23 protein-coding genes and 1 pseudogene are annotated in these 24168 nt (G+C 31.8%); 4 read left to right on the forward strand and 20 right to left on the reverse strand.

What is annotated here, in order from left to right; all coding sequences use genetic code 11:
- The 3 genes from JCM14822_RS20980 to JCM14822_RS12340 all read left to right on the forward strand — a co-directional run.
- On the forward strand, positions 1–772 hold a 772-nt coding region (locus tag JCM14822_RS20980; RefSeq protein WP_207643266.1), incomplete at its 5' end, for a hypothetical protein.
- A gap of 92 nt (positions 773–864) precedes the next feature.
- Positions 865–1266 (forward strand): hypothetical protein, encoded by a 402-nt coding sequence (locus JCM14822_RS12335; protein WP_054742689.1) that lies wholly within the window; start codon positions 865–867, stop codon positions 1264–1266.
- Between the two features lie 157 nt (positions 1267–1423).
- A complete protein-coding gene (locus tag JCM14822_RS12340) occupies positions 1424–1777 on the forward strand; it encodes a P-II family nitrogen regulator (RefSeq protein WP_054742690.1) in 354 nt (117 codons plus the stop codon).
- A gap of 79 nt (positions 1778–1856) precedes the next feature.
- On the opposite strand, the gene JCM14822_RS12345 is transcribed toward JCM14822_RS12340, so the two are convergent.
- On the reverse strand, positions 1857–4208 hold the full coding sequence (locus tag JCM14822_RS12345) for an ATP-dependent DNA helicase (RefSeq protein WP_054742691.1): 2352 nt from the start codon (positions 4206–4208) through the stop codon (positions 1857–1859).
- A 398-nt stretch (positions 4209–4606) separates the two neighbouring features.
- Between JCM14822_RS12345 and JCM14822_RS20345 the strand changes: the two genes are divergently transcribed.
- Positions 4607–4759 carry a hypothetical protein gene (locus JCM14822_RS20345; RefSeq protein ID WP_157047742.1) on the forward strand — a complete coding sequence of 51 codons (153 nt, stop codon included), beginning with the start codon at positions 4607–4609 and terminating at the stop codon, positions 4757–4759.
- Between the two features lie 72 nt (positions 4760–4831).
- On the opposite strand, the gene JCM14822_RS12350 is transcribed toward JCM14822_RS20345, so the two are convergent.
- The 19 genes and pseudogenes from JCM14822_RS12350 to JCM14822_RS12440 form a co-directional block, all read right to left on the reverse strand.
- Positions 4832–6088 carry a UDP-N-acetylglucosamine 1-carboxyvinyltransferase gene (locus tag JCM14822_RS12350; RefSeq protein WP_054742692.1) on the reverse strand — a complete coding sequence of 419 codons (1257 nt, stop codon included), beginning with the start codon at positions 6086–6088 and terminating at the stop codon, positions 4832–4834.
- A gap of 101 nt (positions 6089–6189) precedes the next feature.
- Positions 6190–6483: a hypothetical protein gene (locus JCM14822_RS12355; RefSeq protein ID WP_157047743.1), complete on the reverse strand. Its 294-nt coding sequence runs from the start codon at positions 6481–6483 to the stop codon at positions 6190–6192.
- Between the two features lie 118 nt (positions 6484–6601).
- Positions 6602–7078 (reverse strand): hypothetical protein, encoded by a 477-nt coding sequence (locus JCM14822_RS12360; protein ID WP_054742694.1) that lies wholly within the window; start codon positions 7076–7078, stop codon positions 6602–6604.
- A 10-nt stretch (positions 7079–7088) separates the two neighbouring features.
- On the reverse strand, positions 7089–8396 hold the full coding sequence (locus tag JCM14822_RS12365; protein WP_054742695.1) for a hypothetical protein: 1308 nt from the start codon (positions 8394–8396) through the stop codon (positions 7089–7091).
- Between the two features lie 138 nt (positions 8397–8534).
- On the reverse strand, positions 8535–9071 hold the full coding sequence (locus JCM14822_RS12370) for a hypothetical protein (protein ID WP_054742696.1): 537 nt from the start codon (positions 9069–9071) through the stop codon (positions 8535–8537).
- A gap of 104 nt (positions 9072–9175) precedes the next feature.
- A complete protein-coding gene (locus tag JCM14822_RS12375) occupies positions 9176–10951 on the reverse strand; it encodes an ATP-binding protein (protein WP_157047744.1) in 1776 nt (591 codons plus the stop codon).
- A 4-nt stretch (positions 10952–10955) separates the two neighbouring features.
- A pseudogene (locus JCM14822_RS12380) lies at positions 10956–11641 on the reverse strand (response regulator).
- Between the two features lie 58 nt (positions 11642–11699).
- Positions 11700–12569: a LysM peptidoglycan-binding domain-containing protein gene (locus tag JCM14822_RS12385; RefSeq protein ID WP_054742698.1), complete on the reverse strand. Its 870-nt coding sequence runs from the start codon at positions 12567–12569 to the stop codon at positions 11700–11702.
- An 88-nt stretch (positions 12570–12657) separates the two neighbouring features.
- Entirely contained in the window at positions 12658–14709 is a 2052-nt protein-coding gene (locus JCM14822_RS12390) for an S-layer homology domain-containing protein (RefSeq protein ID WP_054742699.1), read from the reverse strand.
- A 376-nt stretch (positions 14710–15085) separates the two neighbouring features.
- Entirely contained in the window at positions 15086–15235 is a 150-nt protein-coding gene (locus tag JCM14822_RS19415) for a DUF2922 domain-containing protein (RefSeq protein WP_083461434.1), read from the reverse strand.
- Between the two features lie 45 nt (positions 15236–15280).
- The gene (locus tag JCM14822_RS12395) at positions 15281–15475 is read right to left on the reverse strand and encodes a DUF1659 domain-containing protein (RefSeq protein ID WP_054742700.1); all 195 of its coding nucleotides are present in this window, start codon (positions 15473–15475) and stop codon (positions 15281–15283) included.
- Between the two features lie 948 nt (positions 15476–16423).
- Entirely contained in the window at positions 16424–16768 is a 345-nt protein-coding gene (locus JCM14822_RS12405) for a hypothetical protein (RefSeq protein WP_054742702.1), read from the reverse strand.
- Between the two features lie 216 nt (positions 16769–16984).
- Positions 16985–17899, reverse strand: a complete 915-nt coding sequence (locus JCM14822_RS12410) for a diacylglycerol/lipid kinase family protein (RefSeq protein ID WP_054742703.1) — start codon at positions 17897–17899, stop codon at positions 16985–16987.
- A 55-nt stretch (positions 17900–17954) separates the two neighbouring features.
- Complete coding sequence (locus tag JCM14822_RS12415; protein ID WP_054742704.1) at positions 17955–18836, reverse strand: glycosyltransferase family 2 protein; 882 nt, start codon at positions 18834–18836, stop codon at positions 17955–17957.
- A 110-nt stretch (positions 18837–18946) separates the two neighbouring features.
- Positions 18947–19951, reverse strand: a complete 1005-nt coding sequence (gene galE, locus JCM14822_RS12420) for a UDP-glucose 4-epimerase GalE (protein WP_054742714.1) — start codon at positions 19949–19951, stop codon at positions 18947–18949.
- Positions 19952–20140: 189 nt separating this feature from the next.
- On the reverse strand, positions 20141–21013 hold the full coding sequence (gene galU / locus JCM14822_RS12425) for a UTP--glucose-1-phosphate uridylyltransferase GalU (RefSeq protein ID WP_054742705.1): 873 nt from the start codon (positions 21011–21013) through the stop codon (positions 20141–20143).
- Positions 21014–21125: 112 nt separating this feature from the next.
- On the reverse strand, positions 21126–21701 hold the full coding sequence (gene rfbC, locus JCM14822_RS12430; protein WP_054742706.1) for a dTDP-4-dehydrorhamnose 3,5-epimerase: 576 nt from the start codon (positions 21699–21701) through the stop codon (positions 21126–21128).
- Positions 21694–22710 carry a glycosyltransferase family 2 protein gene (locus JCM14822_RS12435; protein WP_083461435.1) on the reverse strand — a complete coding sequence of 339 codons (1017 nt, stop codon included), beginning with the start codon at positions 22708–22710 and terminating at the stop codon, positions 21694–21696. Before JCM14822_RS12435 ends, rfbC begins: the two co-directional genes overlap by 8 nt.
- Positions 22711–22804: 94 nt before the next feature.
- A complete protein-coding gene (locus tag JCM14822_RS12440; protein WP_054742707.1) occupies positions 22805–23998 on the reverse strand; it encodes a DUF5057 domain-containing protein in 1194 nt (397 codons plus the stop codon).
- Positions 23999–24168: the final 170 nt, after the last annotated feature.

Genomic DNA, 24168 nt, shown 5'->3' on the forward strand with positions numbered 1-24168 from the left:
CTATTCTTCTGGTAGCTACTCTGATGATAATTATTCCGAAGAAAGTTGCTATGATGAATCTTCTGATTCTAGTTGTTATACTTCATCTTCTAGTAAAGGTAGTTACAATGATTCATGCGATTCTAGTCGTTACACCTCATCTTCTGATAACTATAGCCATAAATCATGTAAGGCACCTAAAAGACTGGATCAATACACCAAAAAATACACAAGAAAATGTCACTGTTCTAAAAACCCATATATCTCACAAAAAGCTGCACGTAAATCTACAGACTCCGTAACTTCTTCTGTATCATCTAATTCTTGTGATTCTTCTAGATCTTATAGTTCTTCATCTAAATCTTATGATTCTTACAGTTCTTATGCACCTTGTAAACAAGTATCTTCTAATTCTTATAGTTCATATGAACAATCTTATTCATGCAAACCTTGCAAACAGCAACGTATAGACTCTTGTGAACCTTGCAAACAGCAACGTATAGACTCTTGTGAACCTTGCAAACAACAACGTATAGATTCATGCGAATCTTGCAAACAATCTACTCGATTCCTTCGTGACTGCAATTGTGATCATGCTCCTAAATGTAAAAACTATAATCCTTGTAGAACTTGTGGCAGAGGTATCGATTCTTGTGCATCATCTTCTTGTAACTGTACTGACTCCTATGTTCCTTGTACGTGCAATGATAAAGTGAACACAAATACTTGCAACTGTAATTACGAAAAGTATAAAGAAAAATACAATCCTTGCAGAACTTGTAGTAGACGTTAATTTATAGGAGGTGCCTCACCTCCTTTTTTATTTTACAAAGTCTTATTCTGCAACTTCCTATCATATAACTAATATATAAGGAGGCTGAATTTATGCATACTTTCTTAAATATACAAGAGGTACCTCTAGAATTAGATGAGCACGCTTTTAAAAAGAGTCAAATTCGCATTACTAATACTTCAAGTCAATTTATCAACAATCTTACACTTAATATTAATGCATCTGATTTTCCTTTTATTGAACAAACCATTATTCGCAAACGAGGCAGTCTATCTTATGATAAAATTCAACTCACTCTGGAACTAGGCAATTTAGCCCCTAATGAGACCGCATTATTTGAGTATAAGTATCCAGATACATTTACATCATATACACTTCTTACACATCTTGAATTTTCTTATACCCCCGATAATGCAGATGCCCAAATTATAGAAACTTGTAATATATCTAATCCACCTAATTGGTGTGAAACTGAAAAGGGTATTGACAAATAACTCAAAAATTATATATTATAATATTATAAATAGTTAAATAATATAGCAAATGAGACAATGAGGTCTATATGTACACTTGCAGTGTATATATAGACCTTTTTTCATTTTATCTTATTATAATTATTTCTACATCACTTACAGAAAGGCTGGAACGAATATGGAGACAACACCCATTACTAAAATTGACATCATTACAAGGCAGGATAAATTTGATGAACTTAAAGATGCTCTAAATGAAATCGGTATTACTGGTATGACTGTTTATCAAGTACTTGGTTGCGGAAATCAAAAGGGAAAAACTGATATTTATCGTGGTAATGAACTTACCATAGATTTACTTCCTAAAGTTAAAGTAGAAATCTGTGTATGTGAAGTGCCTGTAGATTTAGTTGTTTCTACAGCTAAACGCATACTTAATACTGGTAACATAGGCGATGGCAAAATCTTTATTTACCCTGTCGAAAATGTTATTAAGATTCGTACTGGAGAAGAAGGCGTTTCTGCGCTTTAATCTCTTTAAATTCAATACTTTTTTCACATTTCAACAATCTCGAGAAGGCTATTTACCTTCTCTCTTTTTTATCAAAAATCTATTCATGCCAAAAATCTTCTATTAACTTCATCATCTGTGGTAATTGTTTTCTATGAATATGGTATTTCAAGCTTAATTCTGGAGGAAATAAGCTTTGATAAAAAGGATTTACAAAGCGGTCATCCATCAGTAATATAATACCTCTATCTTTTTCCGTACGAATAAGCCTTCCAACAGCTTGCAAAACCTTATTCATCCCTGGATAGCTATAGGCATAATGATAACCATCTTTCCCAAGCTCATCAAAATAATTTTTAATCAAATCCCTCTCAAGCCCTATTTGTGGCAAGCCGACTCCTACTATCATGACACCTATTAATCGATCTTCTGTTAAATCAATTCCCTCTGAAAAAATCCCTCCAAGGACGCAGAAGTTAATACTGGTTCGATGAGGATTTGGTACAAAACGCTCTAAGAAAGCTTCTCTCGCTTCCTCGTCCATATTATTATCTTGAACATAAATATCATAATCTCCCTCATATCCCATCATGACCTCATAAACATCTAGCATATATTTATAAGAAGGAAAGAACACCATATAATGTCCAACTTTTGTCTGTGCCATAGCATCAATATATTCACAAATCCTGCTATAACTTTGCTTTCTGACACGATATCTTGTAGCCACATCAGTAGCTACCATTTTTAAAGCATGCGACGGTTCAAAAGGTGATGGTAATGCAATAGCCTTATCTTCACTCCCACCTAACATATATTGATAATAATCCATAGGCAATAATGTGGCAGAAAAGAATATCACACTTTTTGACTCTTTAGTTACCGTTTCAATAGCCGCTGAAGGATCTATACAATACATCTTAATAGTTACTTCATGACCATCCATTTCACCATAAGTAATATAATGCTCATCAAAAAACTCATAAATCTTATTAAATTGATATGCCTCAAAATAAAAATCTACAAGTTCCTTTGGTAAGTTATTCACCTGTCCTTGTTGTAATTTCTTATCTACAGCACCTATAAAATGTTTCAGGATAGTATATAGTTTTTTCGGTGCTTCCTTACTAATATAACTGCCTGTTACTTCAATGTAATCTTTACGTAAATCTAACATATATTCATTGATTTTCTTAAGTTCTTTGCTTATAGCAGGAAACTGTTTACCTAATGTCTTCTTAACCTGTAAACATTGACTCTTAGATAAACTTGCCGAATACATTTCTCTTGCTCTATCTACTAAATTATGTGCTTCATCTACCAATATAATAAAATCACTACGGTCTAAAAACCGCTTAAGTCCTACCGTTGGATCAAACATATAATTATAATCACAAATCACTACGTCTGCCCATACAGATAAATCTAAAGAAAGTTCAAAAGGACAGACCTGATATTTCTTAGCCAGTTCTTCTATAAATGCTCTATTCCATAAATCACTTTCATTAATAATCTCATAAACAGCATCATCTATTCTATCAAAATGTCCGTTAGCATAAGGACAATATTCTGGATTACACTGCGTCTTCTCCACAAAACAAATTTTATCTTTGGCTGTAAGTGTTACAACCTTAATCTTAGCGCCATTCATATAAAGTAATTGTGCAGCTTGCTCTGCAACTGTCCTTGTAATAGTCTTAGCAGTCAGATAAAATATCTTACTACCATATCCTTCACCAATTGCTTTAAGAGATGGAAATAAAGTTGATATAGTTTTTCCTATTCCTGTTGGTGCACTAGCATACAATCTTTCTTCATTTTGAATACTCTTATAAACGCTTACAGCCAATGCCCTTTGCCCTGCACGATACATTTTAAAAGGAAATGCTACCTCTTTTAAAGACCTGTCCCTCACTTTAGTCCATGCCATATAAAACTTAATCCATTTATGATATTTTTGAATAACCCCATTAAAAAAGACTTCCAATTCCGAGAAGAAAAAATTACGATTTAAATGCTTAATATCTTTCGTATCAATATTATAATAAGTAAGCCTAACTTGCATCTTGTCTAACTTATTTTGCAGTGCATAAAAATAGGCATAACATTTTGCTTGTGCCCAATGAAGGTGATTAAAGTTTTCGTCTATTTGATCTAAACTTGTTGTTGTGGTTTTAATTTCATCTATAGTTACACTGACCAAATCCTTAATAATTCCATCTGCTCTTCCTTCCACAACATAAACTATTTTGTCTATCTCACATTCATGTACTAATCTTACTTCCGCTTCATAATTTGCTTCCATACTTTTTTGAATCTTCTTATGCGCTAATGTTCCTAAAACTGCACGATTGCTACTACTAATAGCAGAAGCATTGATACTTCCTTGCCTCAAAACAAATTCTACAAGTTCCCTCACTGAAATTTTTACTAAACCATCTAAAATGCGCATCTTCTTTCACCCCTTTCATTTCCTTCCTGATACTACATATCCATAATTTGATTCTAAATTTAGTACGGCATTATTATACCTACTTACTTTTTTCATGATATAATTAATTGTTATATATTTTCCAAATCTAAATAAAATTAACAATTCTATTTAAGGTATCAATATAACCATGTCAGAATCTATCTTAGGCATATTATGGATATCGCAGAGAAAACTAGTGATATAGTTCGTGCAACTAATAAGGCAGATATATTAGCTGCTAACAATAAAAATTGCATTACTAATCTTGAAAATATTATTAAATCACTTAAACTAAGTAATTAGTAGATTATACCAGTATCTTTTTCTTATAACATGAGAAACTAAAATTATAATTTTTATATATTGGAGGAACTACAATGGATAAGGCAAAGAAAACTGCTACAAATAATCAATGGATAGGACAAAACCCATATCAAAGTACTGAAGGTACAAAATACTTCCATGACAAAGCACAAAAAAGTGCAGTCAACAATCAATGGGTATCTAGAAACACCCCACCAGAAAATTAGATAATATAAAAAGCTACAAGACTTGATTGCTTGTAGCTTTTTATTATAAGAAATAAAGCTTATCTGTTTAAATTAGTTTTTACGAATAATATCTGCTCCGAGTGTTGTAAGCTTTTCTTCAAGAGCTTCGTAACCACGATCGATAAATCTTACATTACTGATAATCATTGGGCCATCTGTTGCTCTAAGTCCTGCTAAAACTAAAGCAGCGCCTGCACGTAAGTCTGTTGCTTTTACACTTGTACCATGAAGTGCTGGTACGCCTTGTACAGTAGCTGTGCGTCCCTCTACTGTAATGTCTGCACCTGTCTTCTTAAGTTCATCAATGTATTGGAATCTATTATCCCATACACCTTCAATAATTGTACTAGTTCCTTCCGCAATACTTAAAAGTGTCGCCATTTGAGGCTGTAAGTCTGTAGGGAACCCTGGATGAGGTAATGTTTTTATATTTGTTGCTTTTAACTTTTGTGGTGCAACTACATGAATATAGTCATCACCTTCTTCGATAGTGATACCCATCTCCATCATTTTTAAACTTACAGAATACATATGTTCAGGAATGATATTACGTACATATACATCTCCACCTGTAATCGCTGCTGCCATCATATAAGTACCAGCTTCGATTTGGTCTGGAATTGTAGAATATCTGCCACCATTTAAACGTTCAACACCTTTAATACGGATGACATCTGTACCTGCACCTTTGATATTAGCACCCATCATATTTAAAAAGTTTGCTACATCAACTACGTGTGGCTCTTTTGCAGCATTTTCAATAGTTGTTGTTCCTTCAGCTAATGTTGCTGCAAGCATTACGTTAATTGTAGCGCCAACACTTACTACATCTAAGTAAATATCTGTACCTACTAATTTTTCAGCATGTGCCTTGATTACACCATCTTCAACAGTAACTGTCGCACCAAGTGCTTCAAAACCTTTGATGTGTTGATCGATTGGTCTGCCACCAAAATCACATCCACCAGGCATTGCTACTTCTGCCTCTTTAAAACGACCTAATAAAGCACCAATTAAGTAATATGACGCTCTAATATGTCCTACATATTCATTTACTGCTTTATGTGTAAATAAAGTCGAACCATCTACTGTAAGAGTATGTTTATCCTCTAAAGTAGCTACAGCACCTAAGTCCTCCATGGCTCTCTTTAATTTTTGTACATCATCTATATATGGTAAGTTTTCAATTACACTTACTCCATCTACTAAAAGAGCTGCTGGTAAAATAGCAACTGCTGCATTTTTAGCTCCATTAATAGTTACTTCTCCAACTAGGCGTTTACCACCATTTATATACAACTCGCTCAACCTGAACACCTCTTAATCATTATTTAAACAAAACATTACGCTCTATACCACATTGTATTATAACATTAAACATCTTAAATAAAAAGCTTATTCTACTAATATTATTCTATTCGTTTATTAGTATAAGCATTCACATATATGGGATTCTTTAAACCGCTTATTTCTATTTTATACGTTGGTATAATTTGTGTTCCCAAAAGCATAGCACTGCTCTCTCCAACAGCTTTATAACCTAACACAATATCAGTAATATACAGAGGTTTTTCTAATTCTAACTCATTATCAATCCCAAATAAAACAAGATCTATGGGATAAATAGTTCTTTTAGTCTCATCGCCTTCTAATTGACTTATTTTACCAAATTGCATAGTTGCTTTTTGAATTCTTCCTCCCACAATCTCAAATGTAATATATTCTTCGAATACAGGAATCCCCTTATACCTCCTAAAAAAGGTTATTTCTAAATTATTCTCATTATTACTATATTGTATGTATGCGTTATTAAACTCTTTATCATAATCTATGCGTTTTTATAAAGTCCTTACATGTTTTTTTAGAACTTTGTAAACTTATGATTTTATCATTCTCACTAGTACTATTAGTGTTCGTGTATATTATATTATTCTTATTAAAAGTTAATACTTCTCCACCATATCGATGGATAAGTGATTTAGGTGCATTACTGTCCTTAGTTACGATTACTTTTCCACTATTTTCTCCAAATAATGCACTTACTATATTATACCTTTCTGCAGTCATATTACTTCCTATTAAATCACTTAAATTAGCCTGTGATTTAGGTGTAAAATTCCTTGGTATTTGAGTTTTTAAATAAATCCCTTTTTGTTCTAATGCATATGTTACGTTATTAATGCGTGTTGTACTTATTCTATAGCTATCTACTGTCTTTACTACATTAAATGTCAAAAGGGCTATATTTAAAAATAGAAAAATACTAATGAGTTCATTCAATATTCTTTTTCCATTCATTACCTCACCCCTATTCTCTAGCTAAATTATGTATCACATTTTTGGTCTCTATACCACTAGGCGTACTACTATTTTTATCCGTCATTTTATCATTTATATTCTTGTTTTCTAATTCTGATTCTAACTCATCATATTTAATAATCCAATTAAACATAATAGGTTTATCAATACTTTCAATAATGTATGTACAGGTTAATTCCTCTATAGTTTTTCCATTATATAATTCATCAATAACACTCTTAAAGTCTCTAGTAAGTTCACCTTTTTGTTGGGAATGTTCACTATCTAACTCTATATCTAATAAGGGCCATTTTCCCTTAACGATTTGATTATTTTTAACTACAAGCTCTAACATGGCATTAATATTAAGTGCCTCTTTAAATTGATTTGTTAAAAATACCTGAATACCATCATATTGATAATCGAATTGATAGATTGTTTCACCTTTACTCTTATCTTCAATAATATTGCTTAAATACAGGCCTTGTTTAATTGACTTGGGAATCCCCTTACATTCATCTATAAATGTATGAACTGCTATCATCTTTTCTAATTTTGACAAATGATCAGCTTCTGTAGCACTTGTAATACTAAATTCAAGAACTCCCGCTGGACTATATCTTACACTTGTTTTTTGTCCTTCACGATAAATAATGCTTCCATCTTCAGCATCTTCTACTTCCTTTACAAGCGGATTAGTAAAGAATCCATTCACATAATTGAAAAGTTTATTCTTAGTTTCTTCTACTGTATCTTGTTTAACATTATTTGTAATTGCAATAAGGTCATAAATCATCGGTTCACTTTCACTAATAATCGGCAAGAATATATTACCTCTAATATATTCCTTCTTAATCCATGTTACACTTGGTTGGTATTTAATATTGTTATTGTCTAAATTTACATTTTGTAAAATTCTAGAATGCGTTTCTAGTCTGCTAGGTATCGTCACTTTATAAATCGGTCTTTCTTCTCTCCCTATGAGATAAAGATATGTTTTATGTTCATTCGAGTCACTAAAATCCACTAAAATATTATTAACTTCTATGTTATTAGCCTCTTTCATAACCTCCATTCCCATGATTTCATCCAAAGTAAGATATGTCCCATATTCATAAATGATGCCTTGTTTACTAAATACATCATCAAAACTTAACTTATTTTCCATTTCTAGCTTAACTTTTTGTCTTTCAAGTTGTCCTACTAATTCGTCTGTTAACCTTGTCTCATATTCATTCTGTACGACTTCTTGTATATTATAAGCTAATGTTCCTTTATTCACCCATATTGCCTTAGGTTCTACTATTATATGATGCATATTGGCACTTTGTTGTAAAAATTATGGCTTGACAGATCGCCAAGCCATAAAATCGTTGTTTGCCATATGCATCCTACAATGAGTGTTCCTAAGATAATAATTTTAAGTATGGTATTTCTCATTGTTTCACCTTATTTATTAAGATATTTTTATGCTATTAAAAACAACGTAATTTTTTAGTTGTTGTTTGTTTTGTTCTGACTCACGTGTAATATAAAATGTCATCTCATCATCTACTTTTCCTGCAACATTGACATATTTAACTACTACTTTATTTTCACCTACTGCTAAATCAAGCAACTGGCTAAATGTACAAGTTGTTCCTACTTCACCTAATTTATAAGTATTAGTCGGTTCTGACTTAAATACTATTTCCGTTTTATCAGATTTAACAACTGTTTTTGTATTATAAATCTCTACTTTGATTTTTGTCTTTTGAGATGAGGCTTCACCCATTAAATTAATTTTACTTTCAAAAGTAGTTGTATTAATTTTATTAGGTTGGGTGATTCGAGAGATATACCCATCTTCACTAGCCAAATACTCAATAGTCCTACCATCTTTTTGTTCTGACTTTACAACCACATTAGATCCTTCTGAAGCATAAATTGTTGTTCCAAACACACTAATGAGTCCAAGTAACAGTAACAATGTAGCTCTTTTAATACTTTTCATATTTACGAATCCCCCCTTCTAACAAATTTTATATAGATACTATATTACAATTACATTATATAAAATATATATTACAATTGCGTTACATCGTATTAACTTTTGATTTACATTCTATACTTTGGAAAACTAATCGTAACTGTCGTTCCTTCGCCAAATTCACTCTCAATTCGAATATTTCCGCCATGTAATTCGACTAATTCCTTAGCAATAGAGAGTCCAAGTCCTGTTCCTCCAAGCTTTCTAGAACGCGCCTTATCTACACGATAAAAACGTTCAAATATACGTTTGAGGTCTTCTTTCGGTATACCTATACCTGTATCAGCTATTTGAAATATAATTTTTTCTGCTTCTTTCTTTAATGAAACAGTTAACGTTCCTGGGTCTATACTATATTTTATGGCATTAGACATGATATTATGAAGCACTTGCTTAATTCTTGTGCTATCACCATATATAGAGAAGTCTTCAGATGTATCTACACTATATATTAATCTATGCCCATTCTTTTCAATATGTATGCTTTGAGCTTCTAATACTTCATCCATCATAGCTTTCATATCTATTTCACTGAAGTTAAGTTGAATCTGTCTATTATCAATACGTGAAAGTTCTAGTAAATCATGAACTAATGCAGTCATTCGATCTGCTTCTTTATCCATAACATTCAAGAAATGCATCGCCATATCTTTATCTTCAATAGCACCATCCATTAAAGTTTCTGTATAACTTTTAACTGTAGTAAGTGGTGTACGTAATTCATGAGATACGTTTGCTACAAATTCTTTACGCATTTCATCTAATTTTTGCTGTTTTGTTACATCTTGAATAACAACTACTAATCCATCTGGTTCTTGCTTCGCATTTAAATACACATCAAAATGCATATTTAAATATTTATCATTCACAATTACCATTTTTTCAAGGGTATCATCTGACTGGCCAAGTAATATTTTTTCAAAGTCTATCTGAGCATCGATATTCTCAAAAATAGGTTCAAAGCGATATCCCATATTGAGTACGCCTATCATGTCATAACATACAGAGTTTACGTGAATTAGTTCACCTTGTCTATTAAAGGCCATGACACCATCAGCCATATGTTCAAATATTTTTTCTAACTTATTTTTTTCACTGGTGATTGCTTCCATAGTATTTCCAAGCTGCATCGCCATGTAATTGAAGCTTTGTGTCAGTTCACCAATCTCATCATTCGCCTCTACTGATATACGCTTAATAGAATTTCCTTTTGCTAGCTTTTTCGCACTCATTGTAAGTGTCTTAATAGGCATTGTAATCATCCTAGAGAAGAAAATCCCAAAGACAATCATTATAAACATAGAGGCAACTAAACTTGTTGCAATAGTTCCCATGATACGTTCCATGTTTTCATAAACACTTTTAATATCAGTAACAACATATATAATTGCAATAATACTGCCTGTTTTTTCATTTAAAATAGGCCTTGCACAATCTGTTTCTCTTCTCCCATTTAACATACTACCAAAGTGATTAATAGGTGCCATAGCAAATTCCTTGGTATTAATTGCACGAATAACAACTTCTTGTGCAACGGTTGTCCCTTCTGAAATGGCATTACTTGTTCCCCAATCTACTCTTCCTGTATTGTCTAGCCTATAAATTTTGCTTTTTCCGTTGGTTAAGTTTAAGTACTCTTTTAATATTTCATCTGTATCTTCTTCTTTTAAATCCCACTCATATCTCGTAGCGATAGATTCTGTGAGCTGTTCCATTTCGCTTTGAATTGATTTATAATCTCTTTCTTCTGTGGAATAAACAATAAAGGTACCACTTATTAACATAATAATGATAATTGTACATAAATAAATCATGACAATTTTCATTTGTATACTGAGTTTCATTTCCTTATCCTTTAAAATAGTAGCCCACACCTCTCTTAGTTAATACAAAACCTGCTTTAGAAGCATCATCTTCTATTTTCTCTCTAAGTCTTCTAATTGTTACATCTACTGTTCTTACATCTCCATAATATTCATATCCCCAAACTTCTTGAGGAGTGTTTCTCTAGAGAATACCTTTCCTTTTTCAAACCATAAGAATTTAAGAAGCTCAAATTCTCTAAGTGTTAAATCAATTACTTTTCCTTTTTTAGAAACTTCATATTTTGAAAGATCCATTACTAAATTATCTTCTACTAATATATTGGTATTTACTTCTTCTACAGCTGGTTTAGTTACTCTACGTAAGTTTGCTTTCACTCTCGCAATAAGTTCACGCATACCAAATGGTTTTGTAATGTAATCATCTGCACCTAATTCGAGTCCTAATACTTTATCGATTTCATCAGCTCTAGCTGTAAGCATGATAATTGGCGTATTTCTTGTTTGTCTTACAGTTTTACATACTTCAAGTCCATCTAACTTAGGCATCATAATATCTAACATAATAAGATCTGGAGATACTTTGTTGATAAGCTCTAAACCTTCTTCTCCATCATAAGCTGTATGAACTTCATAACCTTCTTTCTCAAGATTATATTTAATGATATCCGAAATTGTTTTTTCATCTTCAATTACTGCTACTTTTTGCATTTGAAACCCCCTATTGTGTATAACTTTTTCTTTATATTTGTTGCTATATGGTAATCCACTAATTTTCTGGACTATTTACCGTAGTTTCTTCTTGCTTAGTTGTCTGCACCGCAGCATTATCTGACTGCTCTGGGTTAACTTGCCCTTTTGGTTCTACTATTCTTAATGGTAGAAGTGGTTCATAAATATTAGCTTTAAGTTTATCACCAATGCTTAATACTGTGCGATCATTTAATTCGGGATTTGCACTTTTTAAATTATCTACTGTTATCCCCAGAGATAGGGCGATACCGTATAATGTATCCCCACCTTTAACAGTATAAATCACAGATTTTGGTGTAGTTGCACTACAAATTTCTACTAAACGATTAATGCTAGTTAGTTCACTTTCTTTAGCAAACTTATTAACAATCTTAACGTCTTTTCCAAATTCAACATCTACGTCTCTGCCAGCATAATATCTTTCTTTTAGTGCTTCTTTAAGCGATTCTACATCTTCATCTGTTGCAACGATTCCTACAGATTTGCCATCTACAAGAATTTCTTTGAATTCAATAAGAATACCCATAGATTTACGCATATAAGTTACTAAATATTCTGGTTGAATATAATCTTTTTTATTAGCTTTATATCTTTTTAAAACAAGCTCATCTTCAAACTGTATATTTGAACCATATTCACTCTTCAACTGTGCCTTTACAGTTTCTTTAGCATGTTCTATGACTTTTTTATCTTTAATTGCGCCTACTACTGTTCCATCAATACTAATTTGATATGCATTTGGCATGAATGTTAATAAAATGCCTATGCCTATACCAATTACTACAGCTATACGAATCATGTGATTATCTACTCTAACGCTATGACCTTTTCTTCTTCGGTCTGATATTTTAATAACTTTTTCGCCTCTTCGCCCTCTGCCTAGCATTTTTCTATTCCTTTCCTGCACAATGACATAAGGGTGACATACACTCTTAATGTCACCCCTATGTTGCCTATTTTAATTTCTAAAACTCTTATTTCAAGATTCGGATTTTTTGTGGTGCTGTATCATCTAAATATTCATATGTTATCACTAGCTCCATTCCATCTTCTAGTACACTTCTGCTTTGTGTTTTGCCATCTAATGTAATTTGTAAGTTTACTGGTGTATATATGCGTTTTGGTACTTGACTTTCACCTGAAATTGGATCGTAATCTATAATAACATCAATATAGCTATAGCTTTGACCTACTTCAACAATTTTAGCTTTATAATTTGCTGAACTTGTACTTGATTCTACATCAATAGAAATAGCTTCTTTGCTGTCTAATACTATATCTAAACTTTGACCTAAGTGAAGATCTCTAAGTATAATATATTTTCTAGATTTTTGATTATAGAATTCTGCATCTCCAGCTATTACATATGTTTCAAGTCCAGCTGCTGTTTTAACTGTAATTGTTGAAGTTGCAGCTAATGTCATTGAGTTTAAAGTACCTTCTACTTTTTTTCTAGTACCTGTAGCTTTTACTTCTGTTACAATGCCTGCATCTTTAGTTACAGCAATTGTATCACCTACTCTGATTTCTGCCACTTCACTACTTCTAGTATTTCTTGTTACCTTAGCTGATGTAGGTACTGTTATATCCATTTCATTTGCACCATTTTTAACAGTAAAGATATATCCTTTTGTTGTGAATGTTTTTTTAGTTACTTCACCATCATTAACAAATACTATAGAAGAATTATTTACATTGCTATTATTAGTAGTAGCTCCAGTATTACTGCTTGTAGCGTGTACTTTAAGAATCGCATTATCTTGAAGTGTAACTGTAACTTTATCGCCTACTGCAATGTCATCAGCTGATGCTATTACACCATTTAAAAATGTTATATTATTAATATCTAACACATATGCCTTGATTGTACCATCTGTAAGTACAATACGCATAATACCGTTACTTACTTGTTCAAGAAGTGTTCCTGATACAGTTTGAATATTTGTTGCTGTGTTTGATGTATTTGTATTTGGATCAGTTATCACGTTTGTTGTATTATTGTTTGCTGTATTAGTATTTACTAAATTCATACTAGTAATGTATTCTGTACCATTTTCTAAAGCAATTGTTACATTGGCTTTTGTTTCAGCCTGGATATCTAAAACACTGATTTGTTTACCTTCAGCATTTAATACTTTTACTGTGTTTTTAATTGTATAGTAGGATGTATTATTACCTCTTGTTAATGATACATAATATTCATTTGCATTTTTAGAAAGTACTTTTTTAATTGTTACTTGTTCACTTGCTGCATTTATTGTGTTATTTGTACCACCTGTATTTGTATTATTTGTAGTTGTTGTACCACCTGTATTTGTTTGACTATTTAACTTAACTTTATAGTTAATAGCATCATTAAACATTTTAGCACATAAAGCTCTTGTTACTTTTGTATCAGGACTAAAATTACCACTTCCACTAACAAGTCCTAAAGTTTTAAGATAGGCTACATGTGGTCTATTCGCTTCTTTAATAGAAGCTTCATCAGCATAACCAGTTGTTTTATATGTATTCTTAGCTGTTGTTTCTTTACCTAAATATCTTACAATAAATACTGCTAAGTCTTGCTTAGTCATTGTTACTTTACCTGATGCTGTTACAACCTTATCAAGATCAGCTGTTGAAATATAGCCACGTCCTAAAAGATATGCAACTTGTTGATCATATAATTTATTCCATGCACTATACTTTTTAGCATATGTTGCTAAAGTAGTTTTTTGTTTATTATAGTTATCAATAATTTGATTTTTAAATGTCTCATCAATGTTTTTATTTACTTCTACATCTACATATCCTGTAGCCTTTGCCATTACATCAGCAACTTCAAAGAAGTTCATTGTTGCATTTGGGAAGAAATTTCCTGAGCTATTAACGCTCATGTAACCTTTCTTTTCAATTCCAACGATTGAACTATATGCCCAGTGTGAACTTGACACATCTGAAATTATTGCTGCAAAAGCATTTACTGTAAATATAACACTAAGACCTAGGACCATAAGCCATTTGCTCATAATTTTTCTACTCATTTCATATCTCCTTTTCTTATATATAAGTCTTACTTTTTATCTATGTACAAATCTTTTACTAATATTCTAGTCATATCTTATTTCTCTATTTATTTTATGCTAAAACTATTGAAAATACAATATAGGAAATAGGTTGGTAGGAGTGTGTGGGGAGGTCAATATACACGGCTCCGTAATCTGTCTCGCCAGAGCCTTTCATTCTTTATTTCGGCTGATTTTTGTATATAGTAAAAGAAGCGTCGTAATTATACGACGCTTCTTTTGGGTGTTTTGTTCCATATATAGAGAATTTTTATTTAGTCTTCAATTTCTACGGCTTCTACTTGTTGGATGACATATTCGGCTTTTACTTTGTTTGTTACTAATTGATCTTTACCTATGGCTTTTGCATCAATAATAGCTCCATGGCAGTAGCTATTGCCTCTGATGTGAGATTTTCTTTAGGTGAATTGATTGTAATTTTTTCTTCTCCACCAGCCAAATTGCTAAATGTTAATACTAGATTTCTTTTTTTAATTTCAGCCATTTTGATAACCTCCTTTTTAATTTGTTGTAAATGAGCTTAACTTGCTTATTCTTCGATAAGAATTGTTTCTTCGACTCTTACGATAGCTTCTACTGGAGAATCGATTAAACCTGCAACTGCTTTGCCTAATGCATTTAAACTTTCATTTGATGCGGCTATATTACAGTTACTTACAGTTTGAGAACCTTTTTCTAAATCGAGTACTACCTTAATACCTTTAAGTTCTGTTGTGACTGCCATCTCTATCACCTCCTTACACCCTTACATATGTACCTTAAAATAACTTTCCCTAAAAACTTGTGAAATTTTTTTATTAATTTTTCAACTTACAAATATAAACTTTTTCTGGGAAATATCTTGTTCTTTCAGCAATTCATGAATCATATTTGTTTTGACCTTATTAAATCTATCTATAAAAATAGGAGACAATACGAAATGATTGTTTCGTATCGTCTCCTTAAATACCCTATTTTTTATAGCACCTAATTTAAACATGTATTTTCGACTCTTATGCTTCATTCTCCTTTCCATTTATAATGTTTCACGCTCACTTCAGTCCTTAACTCATATTTAAGTTCCGCCTTCTTAAATACAGTTAAAGCTTAAATTTATTTATTATCTTCCCTTTCCCTAGACGGTCTACTAGGGTTGTTCTTTTCTAGATTCACAAAATCTTTTATACAGTAATCCATATCCGCCAATTATAAGAACCCCTTTAAATTTATAAATCGTATTTTCACCCGCTCAGGCGGTCTTCACCGTCATTTGTTTTTATAAAATAGTGTCTACCTTATTTATAAATTCAATATCACCTCTTATATCTATAAATCACCATACCACTAGTTTTTTGTTCCTCTTTACGCTCATTATTATAGCCCTTGGATTTCTCCTATTTACTACCTACACCTTTATGTTCAATATACCTTATACCCTATTTTCCCCAATACCTTACTTTACCCATTTATTTTCATACTCTCTCTTAGCTAAAGATTAGCCTCGCATCCTTTTGCATATTTCAATTATATGCCTCTCACAATTTATATGCTTACCACTTCCCTAGCCATCAGCACTGAGCCTTATTACAACTTACCATATACTCTTTTACTTTTAAATCAACGCTTTTATATGTACCTTTTAGTAAGTATCAGTAATTAATCGTCAATCTATATTAATACCTATTACTAGGTTCTAACTTGTATTATAAGGCCCTGCCCTAGCATATGCTCCACCTTTCTGCTTTCTTTTCCTCTTACGATAGTCTTCCAAATCTATTACTATCCCTTGGATAACTTCTTTCCGCGGCCGCATCTTTCCATAGTAGTTATTACTTCTTTGAATAAGCTTTCTCATAATAACAGCAATATTTTCATAGATTATATCATTTATTACTTTTTCTTCAATTACACTAGCTACTTCTGATTCATCTATTTGAGCTACATTTTTACATTTTAAATTTCTAATACTAATAGCTACAAACATCCCTATTATAGGCATGATAAAAAACAATACGCAATACAACATCTCCCATATCATACTATCCCACCTTCTCGTGTTTTGTTTTCCTTTTTTGCCACAACTAAAAGCTATAACCATGTTATACAGGATATTATTTCCAAAATCAAGTAGTTTTTTTGAAATATTTTGTACATTAACCTCACTTTATGCTAACTTTAACAACTTTTGTGTACTTTGACCAATAAAAAAGAGTGTTTCAACTTTTAGTTAAAACACTCCCTTATTTTTCCTTCACTATTCACTTTTTGGAAGCCAGACTCTAAATCTATTTACAAGCACTTGAATCTCTAATGGGAAGTCTGGACCTTCTTCGCCATCTATATCTGTTATGAAGTGTGTGCCTTCTGCATCTTGATTATGACATTCTATTTTAGCTCTTGAAGATTTAAAGTAATCTATTCTACTATCTTCTAAGTGCTCTCCTTGAAGGACTTTAAGGAATAACCCTGGCACTTCAAAGAAATCTACATTTTTAATACATACTATATTAAATTTACCATCTTGAATATCTGCATCTTTAGCAAGTTTCAGCATACCGCCTGCACCTTTTCCATTAAATACGAGCACTAGAATATACTTTTCTTTTAAAACTTCATTATCTGTTGTAATGGTCATATCCATAGCTTGATAATTCTGCACTTCTTCAAAGCCTTTAAAGTAATATGCTAATCTCCCAAAACGTTTTTTCATTTCTAAATCAACAGTATGAGATACACCACTGAAAAGGCCCATATTACATACATTTACAAAGTATTTTTCATTCACCTTACCAATATCTACATATTGTAATTCGCCCTCTTTAATAAGGTTAAGCGTTTCTTCAATTTTAATTGGAATACCTGCTGAGTTAGCAAAATCATTGGCAGTACCTACTGGTAAAATTAATATAGGAATATCTACATTCTTTATGCCCATTCCTGTGATGCAATCATTAATTGTACCATCTCCTCCAGCAATTAATATAAGATCTGTATTATCTTCTGTTATATAGTCAATAATATATTCCTTAATATCACTTGGACGTGCACTTCTATACAATCTTAAGCTATATCCTAATTCTTGTAATTGCTGTGCTATTCCATCTATTTGAAATTTGATTGTTCTATGTCCTGCTTTTGGATTGTAAAGTAGTATCGCTTCTTTATTCATATTCCTAACTCTCCACTTGTATTTGTCTTAATTCTAGCTGTCTATTTATAAATCTTTAGTGAAATATTCCCCTGAAAAAATTCTTACATATTTCTATACCGTATTTTACCCAAATACCTAAATAAACAATACTTGTTACTGACATATTGTACTTTTGATAATAATGTTTCTTATAAAATATCCACATCGCATTATGAAAGTCGTAAATGACTTTAGTTTTTCTCTTTTTCGAACTACCACCTTTATAATGTGTAATATATGTCTCTGGATAATATAAAATACGGTATCCTGCTTCTTTTATTCTAAAACATAAGTCAATATCTTCGCCATACATAAAGAAGTCTTCATCCAGTAATCCAACTTTATCAAGTACTTCTCTTGGCATAAGCATAAACGCCCCCATTAAAGCATCTACTTCACCCACTTCATCTTCTCCTAAATGAAGCGCATCATATTGCCCGTATTTAATTGGATTCTTTTTATCTAGCCCTAAGAAATAATAAAGAGAAGCCATAGGTGTAGGGTAACCTCTTTTACATGCATGATCTAATTGACCATCTGTTAAAATAACTTTGCAGCCTAATGCACCTATTTTATTATCACTCTCAATCTTTAACATACATTTTTCAAGGCAATCTGGCCCTACTACTGTATCTGAATTAAGTAATAATATATAAAGTCCTTTAGCTGCTTTCATACCCTGATTATTAGCTTTGGCAAAACCTAAATTTTCACCATTTCTAAACACCCTTAACTTCTCTTGTGTAATAATCTCTTCAAAGTCTTCTTGAAGCTTTTGGATACTTCCATCTATCGAAGCGTTATCTACTAGGATAATCTCATATTTGAAACTAACTTCTTGACTAATAACAGCTTCTATTGTTTGTTTAGTGAGTTCATAAGTATTATAATTCACTATAATAATGGATAACTTCATCCTACCTTCTCCATCTCTATTTAGTCTTATAATAATGATTATTATATCAAAAAAACTTCAACCTTCAAGTAAAAATGAAAAACTTAAAATGAACCCTTTCTATTTTTCACCTATGCATTTGCTAACTTTTCAATGAATCTGTAGCTATCCATACACATTTCATCGATTGTTTTTTGAGCTTCCCAATTTAATAATTTTTTTGCTTTACTTGCGTCTGCATAGCAAATCGCAATATCACCATCACGTCTTGGTGCAATGCGGTAGTTAACATGTTTATGACTTGCTTCTTCAAATGCTTTAACGACTTCAAGTACACTATAACCATTACCTGTTCCTAAATTAATTGCTTCTGCACCCTCATGTTTTCTAGCGTATTCTACAGCTGAAATGTGTCCTTTAGCTAAATCTACAACATGAATATAATCACGTACACCTGTACCATCTTTTGTATCATAATCATCACCATATATGCTTAAGCATTCAAGTTTTCCTATAGCTACTTGCATAACATATGGTAATAAATTGTTTGGAATTCCTTTTGGATTTTCACCAAGTAATCCGCTCTCATGGGCACCTATTGGATTAAAGTATCTTAAAAGCACAATATGCCAATCATGATTTGCCACATATAAATCACGTAAAATATTTTCAATCATTAACTTAGTTGTACCATATGGATTTGTTGTAGAAAGTGGCATATCTTCTCTAAATGGTGCTGTATTATTCATGCCATAAACTGTGGCTGATGATGAAAATACTAAGTTTCTACATTCATATTTTTCCATTATCTTACATAAGTTAAGTGTTCCTGTAATGTTGTTTTCATAATATGTAAGCGGTATTTTCACAGATTCTCCCACTGCTTTAAGACCTGCGAAATGAATAACTGATTCAATTTGATGTTCTTTGAATACAAATTCAAGTTTTTCTTTATCTAATAGATCAATTTCATAAAAAACAGGTCTCTTACCTGTAATCATTTCAATCTTATCTAATACATCAATACTAGAGTTGCAAAGGTTATCAACAATAATAACCTCTTCACCTATTTCTAAAAGTTCAACAACGGTGTGACTTCCTATATATCCTGTACCACCTGTTACTAAAATTCCCATAATATATCTACTACTCATTTTCTCATGAGTAGCTTCTCCTTTCCTATTTTAAAGTTACTCATTTAAGCTTTATAAGTAATATTTCTCCCACTGAATATTATAGCATTATCAAGTTTCTTCTTCCATTTAAATTGGTTGAAAATTTCACCCAAATACAAAAAGAGGAATACTACTCGTATTCCTCTTAAATTAAAATGTCTTTGTAATGTCTAAAAGATATTGTTTAAATTCATCCTTTAAGTCTTCACGGACTAAAGCAAATTCTACTGTTGCTTGTAAGAAGCCCATTTTATTTCCTACATCATAACGTTTACCAACGAAATCATAAGCATACATTGGTTCTTCTTTAGCCAATTTACAAAGAGCATCTGTAAGTTGAATCTCTCCACCTGCACCTATTTCTTGTTTTTCAAGATGCTTAAAGATTGTTGGATTAATGATATAACGTCCAAGTACAGCCACATTAGATGGTGCTTCTTCTGCTTTTGGCTTTTCAACCATGTCATTTACAGTAAACATACGTTCACCTATTTGATGGCCATCTACAATACCATATTTGCTTACTTCAGAATAGGCCACAGTCTGTACTCCTAAAATACTACTACCGTATTCTTCGTACTTCTCTATCATTTGTTGAAGTGCTGGTTTTTCAGATGTAATCACATCATCCCCTAAAAGTACAGCAAATGGCTCATCCCCAATAAAAGTCCTTGCTGTAAGTATGGCATGGCCTAATCCTTTTGGTTCTTTTTGACGAATATAATAAAGGTTTGCTATATCTGACACAGAACGTGCTATTTCAAGCAGGTCATCTTTACCGTGTTTTTCAAGTTCCATTTCTAATTCTACAGATTTGTCAAAATGATCCTCAATTGATTTTTTAGTACGACCTGTAACAATAATAATATCTTCAATTCCAGAAGCTACTGCTTCTTCTACAATATACTGAATAGTAGGCTTATCTACAATTGGCAACATCTCTTTAGGCTGCGCCTTAGTTGCTGGCAAAAATCTGGTTCCTAATCCTGCTGCTGGTATTATTGCTTTTTTAATTCTGCTCATAATATCTCCCTCAACTTCCTTCTCTTTTCTGATTTTTCACCCATTCATTCCACTTAATAGTGTATAATACTTCTATTACACTTTGCAACACTCTTTATTTTCCTTATTTCCTTTATTTATACTTAAAAGGATTCTCTTTGCTCATAAATTGTTTTAATGTTTGTTGAACCTTATCTTTATCTGAAAGCAATACTTCCTCTATATCTTCAAGTGGCCAAATAATATTAATATCTGGATCATTCCATAATACACCACCATCATATTCTGGTGCATAATAATCTGTACATTTATATTGGAATGTTGCTGTTTCTGATAACACTAAGAACCCATGTGCAAAGCCTTCTGGTACATAAAATTGTTTTTTATTCTCAGCTGTTAAAAGCACACCTTCCCATTTACCAAAAGTAGGTGATCCTTCTCTTAAGTCAACGGCTACATCATAAACTTCTCCTTCAACTACACGTACAAGTTTGCCTTGTGTATGTTTAGTTTGAAAATGAAGTCCTCTAAGTACACCTTTTTTAGATTTACTTTCGTTATCTTGAACAAAGTTCATTGTAAGTCCAGCTTCTTCAAAATCACGTTTTGAATAACTCTCCATAAAGTATCCTCTGTGATCACCAAACACTGTAGGTTCTATGATATATAAATCTTTAATTGATGTTTCTATAAAATTAAATTTACCCATTTATTTTCTCCTCTTTTGTATAATCTATTTTAAGCATTTTATGTATCATTTTATCTATAGCATAATCAAATGTATTTTTAATGAGTAACCATTCAATATAAATATAATGGTTCAAGTGCTTAAATTTAAAAGGTGTACGTTTTATATCCTTTAACCCTTTGAAGGCTTCGTTTATTCCTTTAATATAATCTTGTCCAAAGCCTTTTTGCTTAAACCATAAGAACTTTATCAAATATCCAATCACTAAAAAAGGACCATTTATAATAAGCTGGAATAATGGCATATTTTTATAAGGTACATATATATTATTCCTCGCTGCTAGCTTTACTTTAAAACTATTATATCTACTGCCACTCGTAGCACTTCCTATATGATATACTTTAGCCGTTGGTAAATATATATTTTTATATCCATATATATTCCCTCGATAACTTACATCTACATCTTCCATATAGGCAAAAAACATTTCATCAAAATAACCTATTACTTCAAAAACAGCCTTACGATACAATGCTGCTCCAGCACATGAACTAAAGATTCTTTCTTGTTTAATATATTGATTAACTGATTTTCCATCTCCCCTCTTATATGCCCAGCCTAATATAGTATATGCATCTCCTGCATCATCAATCAGCTTTCTATTATAGTACTGAATCATTTTACTACTTATGCTAAATATCTTTTTATCCTTCTCCATAACTTTATGCATCTCACTTAAGAAACCTTGGCATAATGCTGTATCATTATTGAGCAGTAATACATATTTCCCTTGAGCCATTTTAATCCCTTCATTAACAGCCCTGCTAAAACCATAATTTTGATCTAGGCGTTTAAATTTAATCTCTCCATAATCTTTAAGCCATTTATAATCACTATCTGTAGAATCATTATCTATAATTATTATTTCATAATCTCGATAATCTTGTACATAGATGCTTTCTAAACATGGCTTCAAATATTTTTCTCCATTATAATTTGGAATTACAATGCTTATATCTATTTTTCCCATAGCATCACCATGTATTATTATATACTATTCCTTTCTACAGACATACAAAAAGTTCACTAAAATCCAAATTCTTAGTGAACTTTTTCTTTTTATTTTACTTTAAATAATATGCAGCTGGTATTAAATAATGTAAAGCTTCTGATGTACTTCCATTTGTATAAATAGCACTAATATGAATATATCTTGATTCCAGCTTACTTAATGTGCCTTCATAATGATTTACCTTACAAGTCTTCTCTTGCTTCGGTACAGTATAAGGCTGATCATCTATAGTTATTGCATACCCTTTTAACTTCTTCTCCATCTGCACAGCTTCTATATTGGAATTCAATTTATTCCCCTTTTCCAAATCTATTGCCTGTACATAATATTCATACTGGCTTTTAGTTTCTATATGTTTAATATCAAATTGAATTTGCTTCGTATCTAAATCTATTTTTAAACCATCAATTTCAAGCTTCTGTTTTTCTTTTTCATCTTCTTTTAAATAGGTAACTGTTCTTATATTTTTTACAAGATACATCAACGTATTAATAAGGAGCTTTTGTTCTTCGTTAGTTGGCTTACCGTCACTATGTCCCATTTGAATAAGGGCACAGTTCTTCCATGTAGTTAAATACGGACTCTGATCAGATTCAAACTTCATCCAAACCTCTCCAGCTGGATATTGAAAATAACTATGAGAAGTTGGAATACCATATTTTGTATTCACTTTCCCCAGTTCATAAGGTGAAGAGGTTAATGCTCCCTTTTTATTCACACAAATTCTACTGCACCAAGAAAGCTGCCTATCCCCTTGTTCTTCCAGTTTTAGATTAAGGTCTTCTGCAAAAAGTTTAAAGTATTTCTTAGATGCCGTTACCGTATCATGCCCAAAAAGAACGCCTTTTCCTGCCTTAATATACTCCGCTACCACCTTTGCACTCTTTTCATTTAAGTCTTTACCCTTATTCGTGTCTGCAAAACCAAAAACTATAACATCATAATTCCAAGCTTCTTCCGGAATTCTATTAAAAGCCTCTATTGGCATAGAAAAACATTCTATCTGGCCCAAACCATACTCTTTCACCCAATACTTAAGCTGGGCTTCCTTAGGATAGATCTCTAATACACGCATTTTGTATTGTCTTAATTCTTTAAACTGAGTATCTTTACTTGTATTTCTACTATATATCTTATAAATATAGTTACTTTCTTCATTAGGCTTTTGCCAACTTAAAGCGATGGATTTCGTATCCTCTATAGAATTTAATGTTAACTTAAAATGATTCGCTTTTGGTTTCATCATATTGCTTCTCCTTTCTTTTATAAACCGTTTGCTATACTGTCCCTTAATATTTTTATTTTTCTCTTAGGTCATTTATTACTATTTGGACATAACATGCATAAAAAAGAGATAAACCTTTCACAACACTCTAAGTTGCTACTAAGCTATCTCTTCTCTTTTATACACACTCT

This window comes from Cellulosilyticum ruminicola JCM 14822 (assembly GCF_001311925.1).
Lineage (GTDB): Bacteria > Bacillota > Clostridia > Lachnospirales > Cellulosilyticaceae > Cellulosilyticum > Cellulosilyticum ruminicola.